The 20,161-nt window shown below is 52.7% G+C and carries 19 protein-coding genes; 4 read left to right on the top strand and 15 right to left on the bottom strand.

What is annotated here, in order from left to right:
- Nucleotides 1-3: 3 nt before the first annotated feature.
- From ACNY69_RS12285 to xerD, 11 genes are all read right to left on the bottom strand, one after another.
- A complete protein-coding gene (locus ACNY69_RS12285; RefSeq protein WP_293770411.1) occupies nucleotides 4-642 on the bottom strand; it encodes a fimbrial protein in 639 nt (212 codons plus the stop codon).
- Nucleotides 643-685: 43 nt separating this feature from the next.
- Nucleotides 686-1,432 (bottom strand): fimbria/pilus periplasmic chaperone, encoded by a 747-nt coding sequence (locus tag ACNY69_RS12280; RefSeq protein WP_293770412.1) that lies wholly within the window; start codon nucleotides 1,430-1,432, stop codon nucleotides 686-688.
- A 32-nt stretch (nucleotides 1,433-1,464) separates the two neighbouring features.
- A complete protein-coding gene (locus ACNY69_RS12275; RefSeq protein ID WP_293770413.1) occupies nucleotides 1,465-4,008 on the bottom strand; it encodes an outer membrane usher protein in 2,544 nt (847 codons plus the stop codon).
- Nucleotides 4,008-4,541 (bottom strand): fimbrial protein, encoded by a 534-nt coding sequence (locus tag ACNY69_RS12270; protein WP_158527502.1) that lies wholly within the window; start codon nucleotides 4,539-4,541, stop codon nucleotides 4,008-4,010. The genes ACNY69_RS12275 and ACNY69_RS12270 overlap by 1 nt, the downstream gene beginning before the upstream one ends.
- A gap of 86 nt (nucleotides 4,542-4,627) precedes the next feature.
- On the bottom strand, nucleotides 4,628-5,173 hold the full coding sequence (locus tag ACNY69_RS12265; protein ID WP_111142268.1) for a fimbrial protein: 546 nt from the start codon (nucleotides 5,171-5,173) through the stop codon (nucleotides 4,628-4,630).
- A gap of 1,040 nt (nucleotides 5,174-6,213) precedes the next feature.
- On the bottom strand, nucleotides 6,214-6,777 hold the full coding sequence (locus ACNY69_RS12260) for a helix-turn-helix transcriptional regulator (protein ID WP_111142274.1): 564 nt from the start codon (nucleotides 6,775-6,777) through the stop codon (nucleotides 6,214-6,216).
- Nucleotides 6,778-7,399: 622 nt separating this feature from the next.
- Nucleotides 7,400-8,920 carry a lysine--tRNA ligase gene (gene lysS / locus ACNY69_RS12255; RefSeq protein WP_293770414.1) on the bottom strand — a complete coding sequence of 507 codons (1,521 nt, stop codon included), beginning with the start codon at nucleotides 8,918-8,920 and terminating at the stop codon, nucleotides 7,400-7,402.
- Nucleotides 8,921-8,929: 9 nt separating this feature from the next.
- A protein-coding gene (gene prfB / locus ACNY69_RS12250; protein ID WP_111142219.1) for a peptide chain release factor 2 occupies nucleotides 8,930-10,028 on the bottom strand; the annotation gives its coding sequence in 2 pieces (ribosomal slippage) (nucleotides 8,930-9,952 and nucleotides 9,954-10,028; 1,098 coding nt in all).
- A 229-nt stretch (nucleotides 10,029-10,257) separates the two neighbouring features.
- Nucleotides 10,258-11,994: a single-stranded-DNA-specific exonuclease RecJ gene (gene recJ / locus ACNY69_RS12245; protein ID WP_418798512.1), complete on the bottom strand. Its 1,737-nt coding sequence runs from the start codon at nucleotides 11,992-11,994 to the stop codon at nucleotides 10,258-10,260.
- Nucleotides 11,995-11,997: 3 nt separating this feature from the next.
- On the bottom strand, nucleotides 11,998-12,711 hold the full coding sequence (gene dsbC, locus ACNY69_RS12240; RefSeq protein WP_111142221.1) for a bifunctional protein-disulfide isomerase/oxidoreductase DsbC: 714 nt from the start codon (nucleotides 12,709-12,711) through the stop codon (nucleotides 11,998-12,000).
- A 21-nt stretch (nucleotides 12,712-12,732) separates the two neighbouring features.
- Nucleotides 12,733-13,626 carry a site-specific tyrosine recombinase XerD gene (gene xerD, locus ACNY69_RS12235; protein ID WP_293770415.1) on the bottom strand — a complete coding sequence of 298 codons (894 nt, stop codon included), beginning with the start codon at nucleotides 13,624-13,626 and terminating at the stop codon, nucleotides 12,733-12,735.
- A gap of 102 nt (nucleotides 13,627-13,728) precedes the next feature.
- Between xerD and fldB the strand changes: the two genes are divergently transcribed.
- Entirely contained in the window at nucleotides 13,729-14,247 is a 519-nt protein-coding gene (fldB, locus tag ACNY69_RS12230; protein WP_293770417.1) for a flavodoxin FldB, read from the top strand.
- Between the two features lie 62 nt (nucleotides 14,248-14,309).
- Here the strand turns inward: fldB and ACNY69_RS12225 are convergent, their stop codons facing one another.
- The gene (locus tag ACNY69_RS12225) at nucleotides 14,310-14,720 is read right to left on the bottom strand and encodes a protein YgfX (RefSeq protein WP_111142223.1); all 411 of its coding nucleotides are present in this window, start codon (nucleotides 14,718-14,720) and stop codon (nucleotides 14,310-14,312) included.
- Entirely contained in the window at nucleotides 14,695-14,961 is a 267-nt protein-coding gene (gene sdhE / locus ACNY69_RS12220; RefSeq protein ID WP_111142224.1) for an FAD assembly factor SdhE, read from the bottom strand. The genes ACNY69_RS12225 and sdhE overlap by 26 nt, the downstream gene beginning before the upstream one ends.
- A 226-nt stretch (nucleotides 14,962-15,187) precedes the next feature.
- On the opposite strand from sdhE, the gene ygfZ reads away from it, so the two are divergent.
- Nucleotides 15,188-16,174, top strand: coding sequence for a tRNA-modifying protein YgfZ (gene ygfZ, locus ACNY69_RS12215; RefSeq protein WP_111142225.1), 987 nt, complete (start codon nucleotides 15,188-15,190; stop codon nucleotides 16,172-16,174).
- A gap of 63 nt (nucleotides 16,175-16,237) precedes the next feature.
- On the opposite strand, the gene trhA is transcribed toward ygfZ, so the two are convergent.
- Complete coding sequence (gene trhA, locus ACNY69_RS12210; RefSeq protein WP_111142226.1) at nucleotides 16,238-16,903, bottom strand: PAQR family membrane homeostasis protein TrhA; 666 nt, start codon at nucleotides 16,901-16,903, stop codon at nucleotides 16,238-16,240.
- A 166-nt stretch (nucleotides 16,904-17,069) separates the two neighbouring features.
- Between trhA and ACNY69_RS12205 the strand changes: the two genes are divergently transcribed.
- Nucleotides 17,070-17,786 (top strand): MurR/RpiR family transcriptional regulator, encoded by a 717-nt coding sequence (locus tag ACNY69_RS12205; protein ID WP_111142227.1) that lies wholly within the window; start codon nucleotides 17,070-17,072, stop codon nucleotides 17,784-17,786.
- A gap of 115 nt (nucleotides 17,787-17,901) precedes the next feature.
- Nucleotides 17,902-19,341: a 6-phospho-beta-glucosidase gene (locus tag ACNY69_RS12200; RefSeq protein WP_293770424.1), complete on the top strand. Its 1,440-nt coding sequence runs from the start codon at nucleotides 17,902-17,904 to the stop codon at nucleotides 19,339-19,341.
- Nucleotides 19,342-19,365: 24 nt separating this feature from the next.
- On the opposite strand, the gene ACNY69_RS12195 is transcribed toward ACNY69_RS12200, so the two are convergent.
- Nucleotides 19,366-20,109: an SDR family oxidoreductase gene (locus tag ACNY69_RS12195; protein WP_418798506.1), complete on the bottom strand. Its 744-nt coding sequence runs from the start codon at nucleotides 20,107-20,109 to the stop codon at nucleotides 19,366-19,368.
- Between the last annotated feature and the right edge of the window lie 52 nt (nucleotides 20,110-20,161).

The raw sequence follows: 20,161 nt of genomic DNA, 5'->3' as shown, positions 1-20,161 counted from the left end.
TCCTCAATCGTAATTCAACCGAAAATTAACGGTCGCAGTAAAAGGACCGACAACTAACGGCGCTGAGGTTCGTTCAGGGACGACATACCAGGTCAGTGCATCATGATAGGGTGCAACAAAAAGTGGCTCGCTGCGGTAACCCAGTCGTACATTGCGTTGTTGATTATCAAGCAAACGTAAGCCCAGGCCCTGTGCGCCCTCTACCCTGACCAGTTCCGGCGTATCCGAATCCGCAGGCGCAATAAATGAGACGGAAACAACAGGCTGTTTGCTGTCCCATGTTGTTCCTCCCTTGATGGCATCCTGAAGATGGCCACCTGCTGATAAGCAATCACGCAGAATTAACTGGAACGGTATAGCTTCACCGCGCTGACCCAACGAGGTAAAATCTCCCGTTACCAGAGTGCCCAGGTTGATTTGTTGCCAGGCACTCTGCATTTCAAGCCGGCATGCTCCCTGGGTCAGTGCGCCGGTCACATAAAGCGTCCCTGATTCACCCTCAACCTGGCTAAAATCGTTCGCCCGGCTCAAAGGTGACAACAGGAGTGAAATGAAAATGATTAATGCCGTTTTAAATCCTGTACCCTTTTGCATCTTCGGAACGGCATGTCCCCTGCGGGAATAAGAAGTTCTGATATCCATATGCTGGTCCTGATTTTGTCATCAACGCCTGGTTCGCGCGGCATTAACCTTCTTTATACTCACCTACTCGACACTCTGTTCCATTGCAATGGAAAACCAATTTTGGCCGACCGCCATAATCGTTAATAAAGGTGATTTCAGGCGCGTTACCCATTTTTTCTGCACTGACCGGCAGTACCGCATTACTCTGCGGTGCAATCATCGTCGGTTTTACTTCAGAAAGTTCTTTATTTCCTGTACCCGCCGCTGCCACAGTGAAAAAATAGGGCGAACTATTATTTACCCGATACTTTCCATTTTCGCGAGTCAGTGTGACTTTTTCTTTAAACACAGCGATCATTTCTGATGAATTTTTCACTAATGCGTGCGGCCGATAGAACATCTTTATACGCGTCTGCAACGCAATCTGAAGCGTATTGGGTTTATTGCTGCGCGGAGGGATCTCGCGCAGGTTAAAATAAAAAAGCGTCTCCTTATTCTGTGAAAGCAAATTTATTCCAGGCAGTGACTGGATTTTTATCTGACTTTTAGCCTGTGGTTCGACCCGTTGCAACGGGGGCAACAAAATCAAAGGTGAATCAATTTTATTACCGTCAGCATCTTCAATCCATCCCTGAGCCAGATAGGGCAGTTCTTTATTTTTGTTACTGATATTCAGGCTCATCGATTTGCTGCCGCCATCGAAGATAATACGTGTGCGGTCAAGGGCAATAGCAGCATTTGCCTGCTGAACCAGCATAGCGCCCAGAAAAAAGCTCATTAATGCAGCCGGTATTAACTTCATTTTCATAGCGATTCTCACTTTGTAATGCAAAAGAAAGCTTATTTTCCCGATGGCTCTTCGCAGGGTAAAAGCAACCCGCCAGATAAAGAGGGTAACGGTTTTGGCAATGTAATATTGCACTTTTCCTGTCCATCCCATTTTATATGCATTTTTTCTCCGGCATTTATCCCGGTCAGCCATGTGCTGCCATCATCGTTGACAATGCCCGTCTGATAGCCTCGGCTGTTTTCCACTATTGCACCAAATGGAGGAGATGAACCATCAATCAACCGAATGGTCGCCATCGCTTTCTCGCCCGCTACAACCCCAAGTCTGCGATAACCAATTGCACCTTCTGTCAATGCTCCCTGAACAACAGAACGGGGAGCGTCCATATTGTCTGATAATTTATCAAGATCGATATGGACACTACTGCGGTAATAACTGTTTAAATCACCAATGACCGCTTTTCCCATTGCATTACTGTGATTTATCCCGCCGTTACCCACTAACGGCACATCTGCGACACCATCGGTGTCGATCATCATACGCGTGGCGCCTACCGTGTTAACACGATGTAATGCCATACCTTTAGCTGTAGCGGTAAGCCCCCCCTGAAGAGACATTCCCACGGCGCTATAATGACTGTCAGTGTAGCTGGCGTTGGCAGTCATACTCGCCAAATCGCCATCATGCGTATAATAACCACTGATACTGGAGTGACCGTCTGAACCCACGCCAGCACTCACCTGATAGTTACTGTTATTATCTATACGATCATTCAAACTAACAGAGTGAGCAGAACCGCCACGATAATACTGGCCATCGTAACCTATTGAACCACCATTTCCCCACGGAATCGTCAGCATCATATATGCCCCATCATCATGGGTATTATGATAAACAGAACGATAACCAGTCATATTCAGGCTGATATTTTTTAACTTCATAAAGTCAAAATATTTTGCCAGCGAAAAGTTATAGCTTTCTGTTGCTGGTCTGTCCCAGTAAGTCTGATGACTGTAATTGATATAGCTGCCCAGACCTATTGATTGAAACTGTTTATTAAATGTTAACGTATAAAGTTCTTTGCCCTGACCGTAATTGGTTCCGTTGTAGCGTAATTCAAGGTATTGGCTCATGCTCAGATAATCACGCTCAGAAAACCGGTAGCCTGCAAATGTTACCTGACTATCAATTTCCTCAAATCTTTTTGAATAACTTAGCTTATAGGACTCCCCTGTTTTATCGGAACGATGGTTAAACCTGGCCCGGGATTGTGTTACGTCAAAGGAAAGCGCGCCAAAGGCCAATAAATCACGCCCTACCCCTGCGGATAATGCACTGTAATCGCCACCAAAGAGAGAGCCGCCATACAGCGACCAGCCATTATTCACCCCCCATGAAAACTCCCCATTAGCAAAAGCGGGCCCGCGCGTTTTCCGGGAATAATCTGAGGGTTTACCGACAGCCATTTTATAACGCACCAGTCCCGGCCGGGTAAGATAAGGAATATTGGAAGTATTGACACTAAAAGTACGTACACTTCCATCCTGCTCTCTGACCTGAACATCAAGCGTACCTGATACGGCTGAACTTAAATCCTGTATGCGGAAAGGGCCGGCAGGCACCTGGGTTTCATACAGAACACGCCCCTGTTGCATCACCGTCACTTTAGCATCGGTTTTTGCCACACCGCTGACTTCAGGCGCATAGCCACGCAAATTGGGTGGCAACATGCTGTCATCGGATATCAGGCTTGCACCGATATACCGGAAGCTATCGAAAATATCTGAAAAAAGATAATTTTCACCCATGGTGAGTTTTGCACGCAATTCACCGATGGCGCGATACATATAGTAGCGGCTCATGCGCAGTCTGTGTTGAGAGGACTGATTAGCGCCAGTGGTATGGTTGTAATTTCCCTGCCAGTCACCTCTTAAACGCCATGGCCCCGCATTAAAGCCGACAATGCCATTCCCACTCAGATCCTGTTCATTTTTCTTGTTCTCAGATTGAGTGTTACTGCGCGCATTCATGTTGTAGTCGAGGATAAATCCCGGGATCCCCTGGTCCCAGCGTGAAGGCGGATCCCAGTTATCAGCAATGTATTCGATATAGGCCTGAGGAATAGAGATATCCAGCGTATTATCGCTCAGGTTTCCCGTCACCTTTGCGCCGGGCAGAGACGAAAGGTCGATACAGGAGCCACCATTCGTCCAGGTCAGCTGCTTATTCATCTTACTTTTCAGACCGATTTGTGAAGCGATAGCAGCCGTGATACAGGGTTCACTCCCCTTTGGATCATTTTCAGGTGCCCGGAATACCACATTGACTTCATTCAATTCATGGTGATTAACCCTGAGGGTCATAGTATATTTTCCGGGCATGACATAACCGGCCCGGGCAAAATGACTCAGGTCAATATGCTTTCTGTCACTGACATCCAGAACATCGGTATTAAACTGAATATCCTGTCCGCTGATTTCTTCCGAGGCTTCAGCATAAAAATTCCCGCTTAAAGCTAATAAAATACTGATGAAAAGAGGCTTCAGTTGACCTTTCATATACCGCGAATCAGTTCTTTTACGTTTTCCATTCATCAGTAATAATCCATTTTGAAACTAATGGTGCTCTGATAATCCCCTGGATTGATTGCCCTTTCATTCGCCTTCAAACGCATATTGAACTCCAGGTCCATGCTGTCAGGCTCAAGCGTATAGGCTGGCATTGCTTTGCCCGGCTCAGCTACATTTCCTGCTTTATCTGTGATTTCTATTCCGACGCCACTACCTTCACCTTCAACACTAAAAAGAGAATGCTCACTCTTTTTTCCATTAAAAGTTATTGAAAATTTCACCCCGCTATTGCTGCTATTTAAAACGCCGGGCAGTAAACAATCTGATAAACTTATCCTGAATGGCTTAGAAGGCCCTGCGCCATCATTTATTATTGTACTGACAGGAAGAGTAGATAGATCTACGCTCTGATAACGACTTTCTGAAGAGATCCCGCAAGGCGTATCAATGATCGAACCAAGAATATGAACATTGCCATGTCCCTGAGTAGCTGCACTGACAGACGGAACCTGACTGAACACCGCCAGGAGAATTAAATAGGCGAGAAAAATTCTCATATTAATTATTACCCGGTGCATTAATGCACATATCTTCCCTGAAAAGAAACAGGCGTTTTATCGCCTGTTTCTTTGCGTAAATATGCTTATTCGTAGGCTAACGTGAAGTTAGCTACGCTGGTAAATTGACCAGGCACAATTGGGTTAGCCGTGTTATCTGCTGCACCCTGCAGATAAGCAGAATAGAGCAGGTTGGCTTCAGTAGAAGCGTTAACAAAGGTATACGCTGTTGAAGGGGTACCCAGTTTAATTGCTTTATCGTCGTTGTCAGTAATTGCAATGGCTGCGCCAGATGCTGTTCCACTCAGCGCCAGCAATGTTGAGGTGCTGTCAAAGCTCGCGGCTTTACCCGTAAAGGTCGCTGTCACTGTTTTCTTCGTTAAACCGGTGACATCGCAGTCTTCCAGCTTGATGCGGAATTCTCTAGGCTGAGATTTACCACCTTTAGCCAGTGCTGAGCTGGTAACCTGTCCCAGGTCAACCGTCTGCTCAACGCTATCCGCAGAAATAGAGCACGGCGCGTCGATAATTTCACCTTTGAAATTTACAGTACCGTGTCCCTGATTAGCTGCAAATACGCTACCGCTCGCCAGAGCCATACCCAGAGCCATTGCCAGTTGAAGCTTTTTCATTTATAACATCCTTAAAATTGTTAATACAAAGTGAAATACGCGTTGTTAAACAGAAAGCGGATTTATTAATGAGTAAATCTTACTTTCCATGTCAGATTCGGTGGTAAAGCGTATCCATGAAGCAGCTATACAATTCTTTACCTCCCTTAACGGCGACATTTATACCTGCCAGACCGGACTCTACAAAACAGTATTTATCCAGGAATTATCCAGATAGAAAAGTGATAACCTGCGGGCCGATTGCAAAATGAGAATGGAGTGAGTAAAAACACCGATAATTCAAAAAATTGAAATATGGCCGAAAGGAAAAAATGCACACCTGCCATTTAAGAACTTTCGCGATATAATTTCATGAACTTACAAAGGAAAGTCCGATTAAGCCACCTTCTTAAAACAGCTCACCAAAACTCACCCTGACAATCTCACTTAACCATTTCTCAAACCAGAACAGAAATTAATATTATGTTAATTTTCCCTGTCATTTTCTGCGCTGATTTCGCGCTCGATGCGCGCTGGTAATTAATGACATTCTTAAGTAGTTTCAGTCAGAATCTCAATCCAGGAAGCGAAACATTGAAATAATTATCAGCGTAACGGTGAAAAGCAACGTTATAACAGAGTTTTTAGTCGCTTTTTTACGTTGTGGCGTCAACGTGCTGAATTAGCTTTGATGGAGGAAGAAGGGTGTGCGCTCTGCCAGATTAAGAAAAAAAAGAGAAGTTCAGTGCCTGCCAGCTTGCTCTTCAGAAAAGAGCAGACAATTGAGAGAAAGAACAGTCATCGGTGCTGCAAGAATTTCCGGCAAGGGGCGTGTGAATCTATGCTATCAGGAATGCGTTCCATACCGGGATCCCTGACGCTTTAATTCCGGACATACGTGTCCGGGTGATACAGGCAGGAGTGGTGGCAGACGGAGACGAGAGAGGAGAGACGAGAGAGGAGAGAGGAGAGAGGAGAGTTTATTCTGCTCAGCATCAGCCATGATCAAGGCTGGCCTCTGATTTCAGGCTGATGCTAAGCAGAGCCACTTTGAGGATGATTTACAGTGTACCGCCCCGGGCGTCACCACTATCCGTGTGGTTATAGAAATAGTTTATGGTTTTATAGAAATCGAGACTATTTTTACACTGCCATTTAGACATTATTTTTCTTTTGAGATAGCTGATGTTCTTTTCAGTGCACTGAAAGTAGCGGGCGATTTTTTTGTTAGATATTCCGCGATATAGCAGATAGCAATAGCGTCTTTCCCTGGCCGTCAGGCAAAGGCTGCGGTCGCCGTTTTCAGGACGCTGAGCAGCATCAGCTATTGATATCTCACCGATTAGCGAAGAGATATCATCTACTTTGATATTCCCCGGAACCAGCCTGATGTTTTCCATGCCCGTAAAGATATAGAGCGTTTCATAGATGTGCGCAGGCACAAGCGCAATGCTGTACTTCTTTCTTTTTTTATAGTTAACATCCGCTTTCATCAACTCCAGTAGCGTAACCTGTCTGATTGTGAAGCGATATTTTCGTCCGGCAAAATTCGTTCTCAGAACTTCATTAATTCCATTAATTAAAAATTTATCATCACCAAGAATAAACACTTCGTTATTCGTCATGGCTAACCCTTTATACTATTTATTATAATTGATAACGTCCCCGGAACATTAAAGTTTTCAGGCTTTAATGGCTGAGCTATTTTATTATTATTTTTATTTCTCTGTGAGATAAAAATGCTCTGATGGATTTAACATTCAATACTTAATTGGGTCTATTATTATCTGTTAATGACAAACCTGGCCAATGCGTCTTCTCTCCTCTACTGAAAATGCCAAAATTAATCATGAGGTTACAATAAATACCCATCATCACCCTCTTTTCACATCACACCTGTCCGGGAAAATTTTTTATAACTTCTGATATAAAATTAAATGCTAATTCTAAGTTCCACTGGTGGGAAGGTATTGTTTGAGGTTCACGGGGACGGGCTTTCTGGCCTGATAATTGTCAAATGAGACCGCCATGAGGAGAGATAAACGCTAACTGGCATTCTCTTTATGAGGCTGCTCATCTGATATATACACTTTCAGGACATCAGCAATAAACTATTTTTAATCCACGGAAAGCAACGAGGAGGATGCGTAAAGCGCAAAAAAGGAGGGGTGAAACGGGACAGAAGCTGCACCCCGAAAAGTCTGCCGGAGACTTTTCAGGTGCAGCATTATTTTGCTCTGGAAGTAATTACTTGCTGCCCGGACGCAGTGCCGGGAAAAGGATTACGTCGCGAATAGTGTGGCTGTTGGTAAACAGCATCACCATGCGGTCAATCCCGATACCCAGACCGGCCGTTGGCGGCAGACCATGTTCGAGTGCGGTAACGTAGTCTTCGTCGTAGAACATCGCTTCGTCGTCACCCGCATCTTTGGCATTCACCTGCTGCAGGAAACGTTCTGCCTGATCTTCGGCATCGTTCAGCTCGGAGAAGCCGTTACCGATTTCGCGACCACCAATAAAGAACTCAAAACGATCGGTGATTTCAGGGTTCACATCGTTACGACGCGCCAGCGGAGAGACCTCAGCCGGATATTCGGTGATGAAGGTTGGCTGGATCAGATGCGCTTCTGCCGTCTCTTCGAAGATCTCCGTGACGACACGGCCCAGGCCCCAGCTCTTCTCGACTTTGATATGCAGTGACTCTGCAATCGCTACCGCTTTGTCGAAATCTTCCAGGTCGGCCAGGTCCGTTTCCGGACGATATTTCTTGATCGCTTCGCGCATGGTCAGTTTTTCAAACGGCTTACCGAAGTCAAACTCCTGCTCACCGTATGGCACGACCGTGCTGCCCAGCACATCCTGCGCCAGGGTACGGAACAGGCTTTCGGTCAGTTCGATCAGATCTTTGTAATCCGCGTAGGCCATATAGAGTTCCATCATGGTGAACTCAGGGTTATGGCGTGGCGAAATGCCTTCGTTACGGAAGTTACGGTTGATCTCGAACACACGATCGAATCCGCCTACCACCAGACGCTTCAGGTAAAGCTCCGGCGCAATACGCAGATACATGTCGATATCCAGCGCATTGTGATGGGTGATGAAAGGACGCGCAGACGCGCCGCCCGGGATCACCTGCATCATCGGGGTTTCCACTTCCATAAAGTCGCGGCCCACCATGAACTGACGGATGCCAGCCATGATCTGCGAACGAATTTTGAAGGTGTTGCGCGATTCATCATTGGCGATGAGATCGAGGTAACGCTGACGGTAACGGGTTTCCTGATCGGCCAGGCCGTGGAACTTGTCTGGCAGCGGACGAAGAGCTTTGGTCAGCAGGCGCAGCTCAGAACAGTGAATCGACAGTTCGCCGGTTTTGGTTTTGAACAGTCTGCCGCGTGCGCCGAGAATATCGCCGAGATCCCACTTTTTGAACTGCTCGTTGTAGATACCTTCCGCCAGATCGTCACGGGCAACGTAGAGCTGAATGCGACCACCCACATCCTGCAGCGTTACGAACGAGGCTTTGCCCATGATACGACGGGTCATCATGCGTCCGGCAACGCTGACTTCGATCCCGAGATCTTCCAGCTCCTCGTTGCTCTTCTCGTCGTAGCGCTCATGCAGTTGATTTGAGAGGCTGTCGCGACGGAAATCGTTAGGGAACGCCACACCGTTTGCACGCAGTACGCTCAGCTTTTCGCGACGCGTTTTCAGTTCGTTATTTAACTCTACGGCGGCATCAGCGCTCTGCGGTTCTTGTTCAGACATGTCGGTTCCTTATAACCCTGCTTTTAAACTAGCTTCAATGAATCGATCCAGATCGCCGTCCAGCACCGCCTGGGTGTTACGTGTTTCTACGCCGGTGCGCAGATCTTTGATGCGTGCATCATCGAGAACGTAAGAACGAATCTGACTTCCCCAACCGATGTCGGACTTGTTGTCCTCCAGCGCCTGTTTCTCAGCATTTTTCTTCTGCATCTCAAGCTCATACAGCTTCGCTTTCATCTGCTTCATCGCCTGATCTTTGTTCTTGTGCTGAGAGCGATCGTTCTGACACTGGGTCACGGTGCCGGTTGGAATATGGGTAATACGTACCGCAGATTCTGTCCGGTTAACGTGCTGACCACCCGCACCGGAGGCGCGGTAAACGTCAATACGCAGATCGGCCGGGTTGATGTCGATGTCGATATCGTCATCCACTTCCGGATAGATAAAGGCGGAGCTGAAGGAGGTGTGACGACGGCCGCCGGAGTCGAACGGGCTCTTACGCACCAGGCGATGCACCCCCGTTTCGGTCCGCAACCAGCCAAAGGCGTAGTCGCCTGACACACGAATGGTCACAGATTTAATGCCTGCGACTTCACCTTCAGACTCTTCGATAATTTCGGTTTTGAAGCCTTTGGCTTCTGCCCAGCGCAGATACATACGCATCAGCATGCTGGCCCAGTCCTGCGCTTCAGTGCCGCCGGAACCGGCCTGCAGATCGATGTAACAGTCGGCGCTGTCATACTGGCCGGAGAACATGCGGCGGAACTCCAGCTCGCCCAGCTTACTCTCAAGGCCATCCAGCTCGGCAACGGCTTCGTTGAAGGTCTCTTCATCTTCCGCTTCGACGGCCAGCTCAAGCAGGCCCTGCACATCTTCCAGACCCTGAGACATCTGCTCCAGCGTCTGTACGATCGCTTCCAGCGAGGAGCGCTCTTTGCCCAGCGCCTGGGCTCGCTCAGGCTCGTTCCAGACATCGGGCTGTTCCAGCTCCGCGTTTACTTCTTCGAGGCGTTCTTTCTTGGCATCGTAGTCAAAGATACCCCCGAAGAACGTCGCTGCGCTCACTGAGGTCCTGAATACGATTTTTGACCGGGTTGATTTCAAACATGGCTTTGGCGTCTTTCTTATGTTCGATGGGACAGGAAAATTAACGTTCAAGTTTACCCGAAACTGTCGGCAGATTGTAGCGCTGAGACAGCGGGCTGATGCCGTGCCGGCGTGACCTGCCCCATCCGGCATCAGGTTATGACGCCATTTCGTTATTCGCTGCGGCTAAGGAAGGGTAATCGGCCCCACGCGCGGTCCGCGATGTCTGGCGGCGCGCGCGTCAGGCTGATTTAGCTCAGGGGCCAGAGATGATCGATGATCAGCTGCACCGAGCGATTGCCGCGATACTCATTGATATCCAGTTTATAGGCCAGTTCGACCTGGCGAACGCTGCTGTCAGGCCACAGCGTGGTATCAACATTAAAGGCGATACCGTCGATCAGCGGCCCACCATCCAGCGGCTCGACCATTACTTTCAGATGCCGCCCCCCTACCAGCCGCTGTTGCAGCAGCTTAAATTTGCCGTCGAACGCCGGTTCCGGGAAAGACTGGCCCCAGGGACCGGCTTCGCGCAGCATCTCCGCCGTCTGCAGCGAAAACTCCTGCGGCTGCAGCGCGCCATCTGACCAGATGATGCCCTGCAGGGATTCCCCATCCAGCCACTCGCCCACCAGATCGGCAAAGCGCTGACGAAACTCCTCGTAGCGCTCAGTCTCCAGCGACAGGCCTGCAGCCATCGCGTGACCGCCAAACTTCAGCATCAGCCCTGGGTTGAGCGTATCCAGACGTTCCAGGGCATCGCGCAGGTGCAGACCGGCAATTGAGCGGCCCGAACCTTTCAGCGTGCCATCGCCCGCTGGGGCAAAGGCGATCACCGGGCGGTGAAAACGCTCTTTCAGGCGTGACGCAAGGATCCCCACTACGCCCTGATGCCACTCAGGATGATAGAAAGCCAGTCCCAGCGGCAGATCGCGCTGTTCACGCTCCAGCGCCTGACAGAGCGCCAGCGCTTCGCTCTGCATACCCTGCTCGATCTCTTTTCGGGTCTGATTGAGCGCATCCAGCTCACTGGCCAGCATCCGTGCCTGGCTGAGATCCTCCGTCATTAACAGCGCCACGCCCACCGACATGTCGTCCAGGCGTCCTGCGGCGTTGAGACGGGGTCCCAGTGCAAAACCCAGATCGCTGGCCGCTAACTGGCGGGCATCGCGATTGGCAATCTCCAGCAGCGCACGGATGCCTGGCCGGCATTTCCCGGCCCGAATCCGGCTGAGCCCCTGCCACACCAGGATGCGGTTATTCACGTCGAGCGGCACCACATCGGCGACCGTGCCGAGCGCCACCAGGTCCAGCATCTCCGCCAGATTAGGTTCCGCGCGGGTGGCACCAAACCAGCCCTGCGTGCGTAAGTGGGCGCGCAGGGCCAGCATCAGATAGAACGCAACGCCAACACCGGCGAGGGCGCGCGAGGGGAAGTCGCAGTCGGGCAGATTGGGATTGACGATCGCCTCTGCGGCAGGCAGCGTCTCGCCCGGCAGATGGTGGTCGGTGATCAGAACCGGAATGCCATACTGATGCGCGCACGCCACTCCGGCGTGAGAGGAGATGCCATTGTCGACCGTCAGGATCATCGCGGCACCGCGCGCGCGCGCCTGCTCAACCACTTCCGGGCTGAGGCCATAGCCATCTTCAAAACGATTGGGCACCAGATACTGCACATTGCTGCCGCCCATGCTGCGCAGCGCCATTACTGTCAGCGCGGTGCTGGTTGCGCCATCGGCATCGAAGTCGCCCACCACCATAATACGACGCCCATCCAGCAGCGCCTCATGCAGCAGCGCCACCGCGTTATCAATCCCGCTCAGGGACTGAAACGGCAGCAGATTTCTGGCACCACGCTCCAGCTCGGCGGCGTCACGCACGCCGCGTTGCAGATAGAGTCGTTTCAGCAGCGGCGGTAGAGTGGCCGGTAGCGCATCGTCGACCGTCACCTCACGGCGACGGAGTTCCACATCCTGTTTTACCACCGATTAACCACCACGCTTCTGATTGTCGAGCACCTGCTTCAGCTCCTGCGGCGACTGATAGCCCGGGATCATCATGCCAGTGTCCGTGAGCATCGCCGGGGTGCCCTGGATGCCGAACAGCACACCCAGTTTATAGTGCTGCGCAATGTCGATTTTGCAACTGTCCGGGGCGGCCATCTTCGGCGCATTGCCTTTCATCGCCTCGTCAAACGCTTTGTTGCGGTCAGCACTGCACCAGATCGCCTTCATCGCCGGCTCAATCTGACCGTTCAGACCTTCACGCGGGAACGCCAGGTAGCGCACGGTAATGCCCAGCGCGTTGTAGTCGGCCATCTGCTCGTGCAGCTTGTGGCAGTAACCACAGGTGATATCGGTAAAGACCGTAATCACATGCTGCTCTTTCGGCGCTTTATACACGATCATTTCCGGCACCAGCGCCTCAACCTTTTTGTCCAGCAACTGGTTTGTGACGTTGACCGGCTGTTTGCCGCTGACATCGTAGAGCGGCCCCTGGATCATATGTTTGCCGTCATCGGTAACGTAGAGCACACCGCTTTCCGAGAGCACGGTTTTGAAACCGGGCAGCGGTGACGGACTGATTTCAGTCTGGTTCAGACCGAGCTTTTTAAGTGATTGCTGAATGGCGCTGTCATCGGCATGGGCCAGGCCGGAAAAGGCGCTGGCTAACAGGGCCAGCATCGCGAAATGCTTGTTCATTTTTGTCCTTATGGCCGCGGGTCAGGCCCGCGGATGGTGTTGTTGATGCAACTGACGCAGGCGCTCAGTCGCAACATGCGTATAAATCTGGGTGGTGGAGAGATCGCTGTGTCCCAGCAGCATCTGTACGACACGCAGATCGGCACCGTGGTTCAGCAGATGGGTCGCAAAGGCATGGCGCATCACATGTGGCGATAACTTTTCGCTGTCGATGCCCGCCAGCGTGGCGTAATGCTTGATGCGGTGCCAGAAGGTCTGCCGCGTCATCTGCTGCGCCCGGTTGCTGGGAAACATCACGTCCAGCGTCTGGCCATTAAGCAGCCACGGGCGACCATGTTCCATATATTGCTCCAGCCAGTAAACCGCTTCTTCACCTAAAGGCACCAGACGCTCCTTATCCCCTTTACCGATGACGCGGACGACGCCCTGGCGCAGGCTGATATCGCTGAGCGTCAGGCCGGTCAGTTCGGAAACGCGCAGTCCGGTGGCGTAGAGCAGCTCCAGCATCGCCTTGTCACGCAGCTCCAGCGGAATATTAGGATCGGGCGCCTGCAGCAGCCGTTCAACCTGCGCCTCAGTGAGATCTTTCGGCAGCCGCTGTGGCAGTTTCGGCGCGGAAAGCAGCGCGCTGGGATCGTCCGGGCGCAGCTTTTCGCGGTAAAGATACTGAAACAGGCGACGCATCGCGCTCAGCAGACGCGCTGAGCTGGTCGCCTTGTAGCCGCCCTCCAGCCGTTCGGCCAGAAACTGCTGCAGATCCAGCGGCGTCACGCTGAGAAGTGTCAGCCCGTGATGCGCCAGCCAGCCGGTCAGCGTCTGCAGATCCTGACGATAGGAGGCGAGCGTGTTCTGCGCCAGATTGCGTTCAATCCAGAGCGCATCGAGAAACTGTTCTGTCAGTTCGCTGTCCTGCACGTTAACTCCGCCGTCTGGTGTAAAATCATGCTCATTATGCCTGATTCAGCAGCGCTTCTGGTACAATTGCGCCAGAGTCAGTATTTACAGAGTGTTATCTGCATGAAAATCGGTCTTTTTTACGGTTCCAGTACCTGTTACACCGAAATCGTAGCGGAGAAAATTCGCGATTTCATTGGCGAAGAGTTAGTGACGCTGCACAACGTGAAAGATGATGATCCGCGCCTGATGGAGCAGTACGACTTGCTGATCATGGGCATCCCGACCTGGGATTTCGGTGAGCTGCAGGAGGACTGGGAGGCGATCTGGTCACAGCTCCCCGCGCTGAACCTGCAGAATAAGATCGTCGCGCTATATGGCATGGGCGATCAGATTGGCTATGGCGAGTGGTTTTTAGATGCGCTCGGAATGCTGCACGATCTGCTGAAGCCGATGGGCGTGCGTTTTGTCGGTTACTGGCCGCTTGAAGGCTATGAGTTCACCAGTCCAAAACCGCTCAGTGCCGATGGTTCACAGTTTGTGGGTCTGGCGCTGGATGATGTGAATCAGTTTGAGATCACTGATGAGCGTGTAGAGCAGTGGTGCGAACAGGTGCTGACCGAAACCGCCGCGTTGCTGTAGCGCCCCTCCTGCCGGACGCAGGCCGGTGAAAGATCGTCACCCTTTTGTCCGCCAGACGGCCTTTAGTATTGCGCCTTGCTGAAGCAGCAGGCGCGTAATGCCCGCCATTCACCAGGCTGCATGCTGTCCTGCATCAGCCACCAGCGCAGGACTTCACCCTGCTCGTTCTTCGCCACCAGCAGTACGCCAATCGGCAACCAGCGCAGTGGCTGTACGGGCCGGAAGCGTTTTCCCTGCCAGATCCAGCAGTGCACGCTTTCCCGCTGCAGCACACCGCGCCGTTGCGTCAGGCGCTGGTAGCTTTGCCAGCCTTCCGCCAGCAACAGCAGCATCACCGCCCCTTTGAAAAGCCCCTCCCCGACCGGCAGCGTCAGCAGCCCTGTGCCCGTCACGGCGGCTGCCAGCCAGGCGCACAGCAATCCATACGCCAGCCGGGAGGGTCGCAGATCACATTGCCACGGGGCCGCGATCATGGTTGCGCTGCTGGATCAGATTCACCATCCGCTTAAGCTCAGGATCTTTTGGCTCACCGTGATTCATCAGCCAGTTAAACAGATCGGGATCGTCACTCTTCAGCAGGGCCACAAAGACCCGCTTATCGGTGTCGCTCAGCGTGTCATACTCAAATTTGAAGAACGGCATAATCGCCACATCCAGTTCCAGCATGCCGCGACGGCAGGCCCACTGAATACGTGATTTATCATTAATATCCATGCATCAGTTTCCACAGTTCACAACGTGGCGCCTAGTGTAACCTGGTTTAATACGGCTCGCAGGCGCGGCGTCGCACGCTGTGCAACCTGCCACATTTCAGGCCGGATCTTTTCAGGGTTATCACGCCTTTTGTGCGCCGTTTTCCGTAAACAGGTTGCATTGCCAGTCGGCTCTTTTAACATTGAAGAAACTGTTCCGGATGAACCTTCTTATACAGGATATCTCCATGCCCACTTTTACTTTACCGCCGCGCCAGCCTGCCGCGTCGTCCCGTCTGCCATTAACCCTGATGTCACTGGATAACTGGGCACTGGTTTCCATCACCGGTGCCGATAGCACCGCTTACCTGCAGGGTCAGCTGACGCTGGATGTCGCCGCACTGGATAGTGATCACCACGCGCCCGCCGCACACTGCGATGCCAAAGGCAAGATGTGGAGCAGCCTGCGCCTGTTCCATCGCGGTGAGGGCTATGCCTATCTGATCCGCCGTGCACTGCGCGACACCCAGCTGACCGAATTAAAGAAATATGCTGTCTTTTCGAAAGTGACAATGGTCGCCGACGATGAGTCAGTCGTGCTGGGCGTAGCCGGTTTTCAGGCGCGCGCCGCGCTGACCACTCTGTTTGACAGCCTGCCCGACAGCGAAAAACCGGTGGTGCAGCAGGGAGAGACTACGCTGCTCTGGTTCGCGCACCCGGCAGAACGTTTTCTGATTGTCACCTCGCAGGCCGTGGCGGAGACGCTGAAGCAGAAGCTCAACGACGATGCGCAGTTCAATGACAGTCAGCAGTGGCTGGCGCTGGATATTGAAGCGGGGATCCCGGTGATCGAGCCCGCGACCAGCGTGCAGTTCATTCCGCAGGCCACTAACCTGCAGGCGCTGGATGCCATCAGCTTTAAAAAGGGCTGCTATGCCGGTCAGGAGATGGTGGCCCGGGCCAAATATCGCGGTGCCAATAAGCGCGCACTTTACTGGCTGGCGGGTCAGGCGAGCCATCTTCCCGAGGCGAATGGCTCACTGGAGCTTCAGATGGGCGATCGCTGGCGTCGTACCGGCAGCGTACTGGCTGCGGTGCAGTTAGATGACGGCACCAGCTGGGTTCAGGTGGTGCTTAACAACGATCTGGAGCCGGATAGCGTGCTGCGGGTCGAAGGTGATGAGGGCGGCCACCTGACCATTCAGCCGCTGCCCTATTCGCTGGATGAGGGCTGATTTCGCCCGCAGGTCCTTCCACTCTGTGGAGGGGCCAGCCCGGCTCAGCGGAACAGGGCTGGGTCAGCGTACATAGAAGTAGATGGCGCAGAAATGGCAGAGACTGCCTCCCAGCACAAATCCATGCCAGATCGCGTGATTATAGGGAATACGCCGCGCCACATAGAAAATCACCCCGAGCGAGTAGACTATCCCGCCCGCCGCCAGCAGCCAGACGCAGCCCGCCGGCAGGATCATCGCCAGCTGATAAACCACAATCAGCGACAGCCACCCCATGCAGAGATAGGTCACCAGCGAGAGCGCCTTAAAACGCTCGGCTATCGTGAGCTTGAACAGCACGCCTGCCAGCGCCAGCAGCCAGATGACGGCCATCAATCCGTAGGCCAGCGGCGTCCGCAAACCGACCAGCAGAAACGGCGTATAGGTACCGGCGATCAGCAGATAGATGGCGCAGTGATCCAGCTTTTTCAGCCAGGGCCTGACCGGGCCATTGGGGATCGCATGGTAGAGCGTCGACGCCAGAAACAGCAGGATCATACTGCCGCCATAGAGGCTGTAACTGATAAACGTCAGCGTATCCGCCTGCCTTTCAGCGGCCTGATGCAGCATCAGCAGCAGTCCGACGATGCCGAAAAGGCAGCCGAGACCGTGACTGATACTGTTGGCGATTTCTTCTGCGAACCAGTCGCCCGCAGCAGACCGGGTTTTATGAGAGAGCGTCGTGGTCATTTACCTATCCTGAACAACATTAGCGCGAGGTCACGCCTTCCAGCGTAACCAACAAATTTTTCAGTGTACAGCTGTACGCTAAAAATTTCTGATGTGATTCTCTGCCGCTAAACCGCACGCCAAATCTGATAAACTAGCCGCCGGTCAACTGTTCAACGAGTCATTCATGTTTTCGCATCGCGATCTCGCCCGCCTTAACGATCTGGAAATGCAGGTCTATCAGTTCATCATTAAGCACCGTGAAAGCGTCAGCTATATGACGATTCGCGAACTGGCTGAGCAGACGGGGGTGTCCACCACCACCGTGCTGCGTTTCTGCCGCAGAATGGGCTGTGAAGGCTGGTCAGAGTTCCGTATCCGCCTGCGCTTAGACGAGAAGAGCCCGCCGCTGCTCAACACGGCGGGCGTCAGCGATATGCTGAGCTTTTTTAAAAGCATTAATAATCCCGAATTTGAAGAACTGATTGCGCAGGTTGCCCGGAAAATTAATCAGGCGGAGCAGGTTTTCTTTATTGGTGTCGGCACCTCTGGCAGCCTGGCGAAATATGGTGCGCGTTTCTTTTCTAATCTCGGAAAATTCAGCCACGCAATTGATGATCCCTATTATCCGGTGACAGCAGATCTCTATGAAAATGCGATGGCGATTATGCTGTCGGTGTCCGGTGAAACCGCAGAGATCCTGCGCATTGCCAGCCAGTTCAGCCAGAATAAGTGCAAAATCGTGGCCATTACCAATACGGAAAGCTGTTCGCTGGCAAAGCTGGCAGATTTTTCACTCTGCTATCATGTCCCCATTATCCGCACCGCGGATCACTGCGATATCACGACGCAGGTGCCGGTCACCTATATTATCGAAGCGATTGGTCGCCAGCTGAAAAAATAAAACAGCCTGTTTTTCAGATGTAACAAACGCACTATCCGGCCCGGTGTTATAGCGTGACTTTCTTTATTGCCTTGCTACACTCAGCTCAATTTCACTATCCGGAATGGAGTCGCGCATGAGTGCAGAATTGCAGTTACCAAAGGGCTTTCTCTGGGGCGGCGCCGTTGCCGCGCATCAGGTCGAAGGCGGCTGGGATCAGGGTGGCAAAGGCGTGAGCATTGCTGACGTCCTGACCGGCGGTTCACATGGTGTGGATCGGGTGATCACCGATGGCGTGCAGCCCGGCCACTTCTATCCAAACCATCAGGGCGTGGAGTTTTACTCCCACTACAAGCAGGATGTCGCGCTGTTTGCCGAGATGGGCTTCAGATGTTTCCGCACATCCATCGCCTGGACCCGCATCTTCCCCAACGGCGATGAGCAGCAGCCCAACGAAGCCGGCCTGCAGTTTTATGACGACCTGTTTGATGAACTGCTGAAGTATGGCATTGAACCGGTCATCACCCTTTCGCACTTCGAGATGCCCTATCACCTGGTGAAAGAGTATGGCGGCTGGTACAACCGCAAAGTGGTCGATTTCTTTGTGCGCTTCAGCGAAGTGGTGCTTAACCGCTATAAGCACAAAGTGAAATACTGGATGACCTTTAATGAGATCAACAACCAGCGCAACTGGCAGTATCCGCTGTTTGGCTACTGCTGTTCAGGCGTGATCTTCACCGAGCATGAGAAGCCGGAACAGGCGATGTATCAGGTGATGCACCACCAGTTTGTGGCCAGCGCCCGGGTAGTGAAGCTCGGCCACGCCATCAACCCTGAATTTAAGATTGGTTGCATGATCGCCATGGTGCCGGTCTACCCCTTCTCCTGTCATCCGGACGATGTGGTGCTGGCTCAGGAAGCGATGCACCAGCGTTATGTCTTCAGTGATGTGCAGATGCGCGGCGCCTACCCGGCCTACACCCTGAAAGAGTGGGCGCGCAAAGGGTATGAGATTCAGATGGAAGCTGACGATGCCAGCACACTGCGCGAAGGATGTGCAGACTATGTGGGCTTCAGCTACTACATGAGTAACGCCGTGAAGACCGATGCCAGCGGTGTTGATGACCCTATCACCGGCTTTGAGGGTGTTGTGAAGAACCCGCATGTAAAAGCCTCAGACTGGGGCTGGCAGATCGACCCGGTGGGCCTGCGCTATGTCCTGAACGACCTCTATGAGCGCTATCAGAAGCCGCTGTTCATCGTGGAGAATGGTTTTGGCGCTATCGATAAGCCCAACGCCGGGGGCGTGATTGAAGATGACTATCGCATCGACTATCTGCGTGCGCATATCGAAGAGATGAAAAAAGCCGTGACCTGGGATGGCGTCGACCTGATGGGTTACACGCCGTGGGGCTGTCTGGACTGTGTCTCTTTCACCACCGGTCAGTACGACAAGCGTTACGGCTTTATTCATGTGAATAAAAACGATGACGGCAGTGGCGATTTTTCCCGTGCGAAGAAGAAGAGCTTCGGCTGGTATCAGCAGGTTATCGCCAGTAACGGCGAAAACCTCTAATCCCCCGCCGCCGGGCTGCGCGGATTAATGGCCGCCGGCAGCGTCAATGATGCTGCCGGTGACGTAAGAGGCCGCCTCACTGGCCAGCCAGACGATCGCTTCCGCCACCTCTTCAGCTTCACCGCCGCGTCCCATCGGGATCGCGCTGGCGAGCCGCTCCACTCTGCCTGCCTCGCCGCCATCGGCATGCATCTCTGTGTAAATAAATCCCGGACGAACGCCGTTCACCCGAATCCCCTGCTGCGCCACTTCCAGTGACAATCCGCGCGTCAGCGTATCCATTGCCCCTTTTGAGGCGGCGTAATCAACATATTCGCCCGGCGCACCGAGGCGGGACGCGGCCGATGAGACATTAACGATGGCCCCGCCCTGCCCGCCATGATGGGTCCCCATCCGCTTTACCGCCTCGCGGCAGCAGAGAAAGGTTCCGATAACGTTCGTGGCAAAGACCTTCTGCAGACGCGCCGCATCCAGTTCTTCGGTCCGGTACTGCTGAAACAGAATCCCGGCGTTGTTGACCAGTAACGTCAGCGGTTCCGGCTGCTGGTCGAGCTGCGCAAACAGAGCCATCACCTCTGCTTCATCGCTGATGTCTGCCCGGATCGCAAAGGCGTTACCTCCCTGCTGCCGGATCTGCGCCACCACCTGCCGGGCTTCCTCTTCACGCTGACGATAGTTCACCGCAACCCGGTATCCCCGTGCGGCCAGTAACCGCGCCGTGGCACGTCCGATGCCCCGACTGCCGCCTGTCACCAGTGCCAGTTTCATGCTGCTTCTCCGAAAAAAAAGGGCCGATGAATCGGCCCTTTAGGGGTTATTA

Source organism: Pantoea graminicola, assembly GCF_048452665.1.
Taxonomy (GTDB): Bacteria; Pseudomonadota; Gammaproteobacteria; order Enterobacterales; family Enterobacteriaceae; genus Pantoea.
Note: the sequence above shows the minus strand (reverse complement) of the source record. Positions and strands in the feature narration are given on the sequence as shown.

Coding starts and splice junctions, on each gene's coding strand:
- ACNY69_RS12285 (WP_293770411.1), bottom strand. CDS start 642: ATGGATATCAGAACTTCTTATTCCCGCAGGGGACATGCCGTTCCGAAG.
- ACNY69_RS12280 (WP_293770412.1), bottom strand. CDS start 1,432: ATGAAAATGAAGTTAATACCGGCTGCATTAATGAGCTTTTTTCTGGGC.
- ACNY69_RS12275 (WP_293770413.1), bottom strand. CDS start 4,008: ATGAATGGAAAACGTAAAAGAACTGATTCGCGGTATATGAAAGGTCAA.
- ACNY69_RS12270 (WP_158527502.1), bottom strand. CDS start 4,541: ATGAGAATTTTTCTCGCCTATTTAATTCTCCTGGCGGTGTTCAGTCAG.
- ACNY69_RS12265 (WP_111142268.1), bottom strand. CDS start 5,173: ATGAAAAAGCTTCAACTGGCAATGGCTCTGGGTATGGCTCTGGCGAGC.
- ACNY69_RS12260 (WP_111142274.1), bottom strand. CDS start 6,777: ATGACGAATAACGAAGTGTTTATTCTTGGTGATGATAAATTTTTAATT.
- lysS (WP_293770414.1), bottom strand. CDS start 8,920: ATGTCTGAACAAGAACCGCAGAGCGCTGATGCCGCCGTAGAGTTAAAT.
- dsbC (WP_111142221.1), bottom strand. CDS start 12,711: ATGAACAAGCATTTCGCGATGCTGGCCCTGTTAGCCAGCGCCTTTTCC.
- fldB (WP_293770417.1), top strand. CDS start 13,729: ATGAAAATCGGTCTTTTTTACGGTTCCAGTACCTGTTACACCGAAATC.
- ACNY69_RS12225 (WP_111142223.1), bottom strand. CDS start 14,720: ATGATCGCGGCCCCGTGGCAATGTGATCTGCGACCCTCCCGGCTGGCG.
- sdhE (WP_111142224.1), bottom strand. CDS start 14,961: ATGGATATTAATGATAAATCACGTATTCAGTGGGCCTGCCGTCGCGGC.
- ygfZ (WP_111142225.1), top strand. CDS start 15,188: ATGCCCACTTTTACTTTACCGCCGCGCCAGCCTGCCGCGTCGTCCCGT.
- trhA (WP_111142226.1), bottom strand. CDS start 16,903: ATGACCACGACGCTCTCTCATAAAACCCGGTCTGCTGCGGGCGACTGG.
- ACNY69_RS12205 (WP_111142227.1), top strand. CDS start 17,070: ATGTTTTCGCATCGCGATCTCGCCCGCCTTAACGATCTGGAAATGCAG.
- ACNY69_RS12200 (WP_293770424.1), top strand. CDS start 17,902: ATGAGTGCAGAATTGCAGTTACCAAAGGGCTTTCTCTGGGGCGGCGCC.
- ACNY69_RS12195 (WP_418798506.1), bottom strand. CDS start 20,109: ATGAAACTGGCACTGGTGACAGGCGGCAGTCGGGGCATCGGACGTGCC.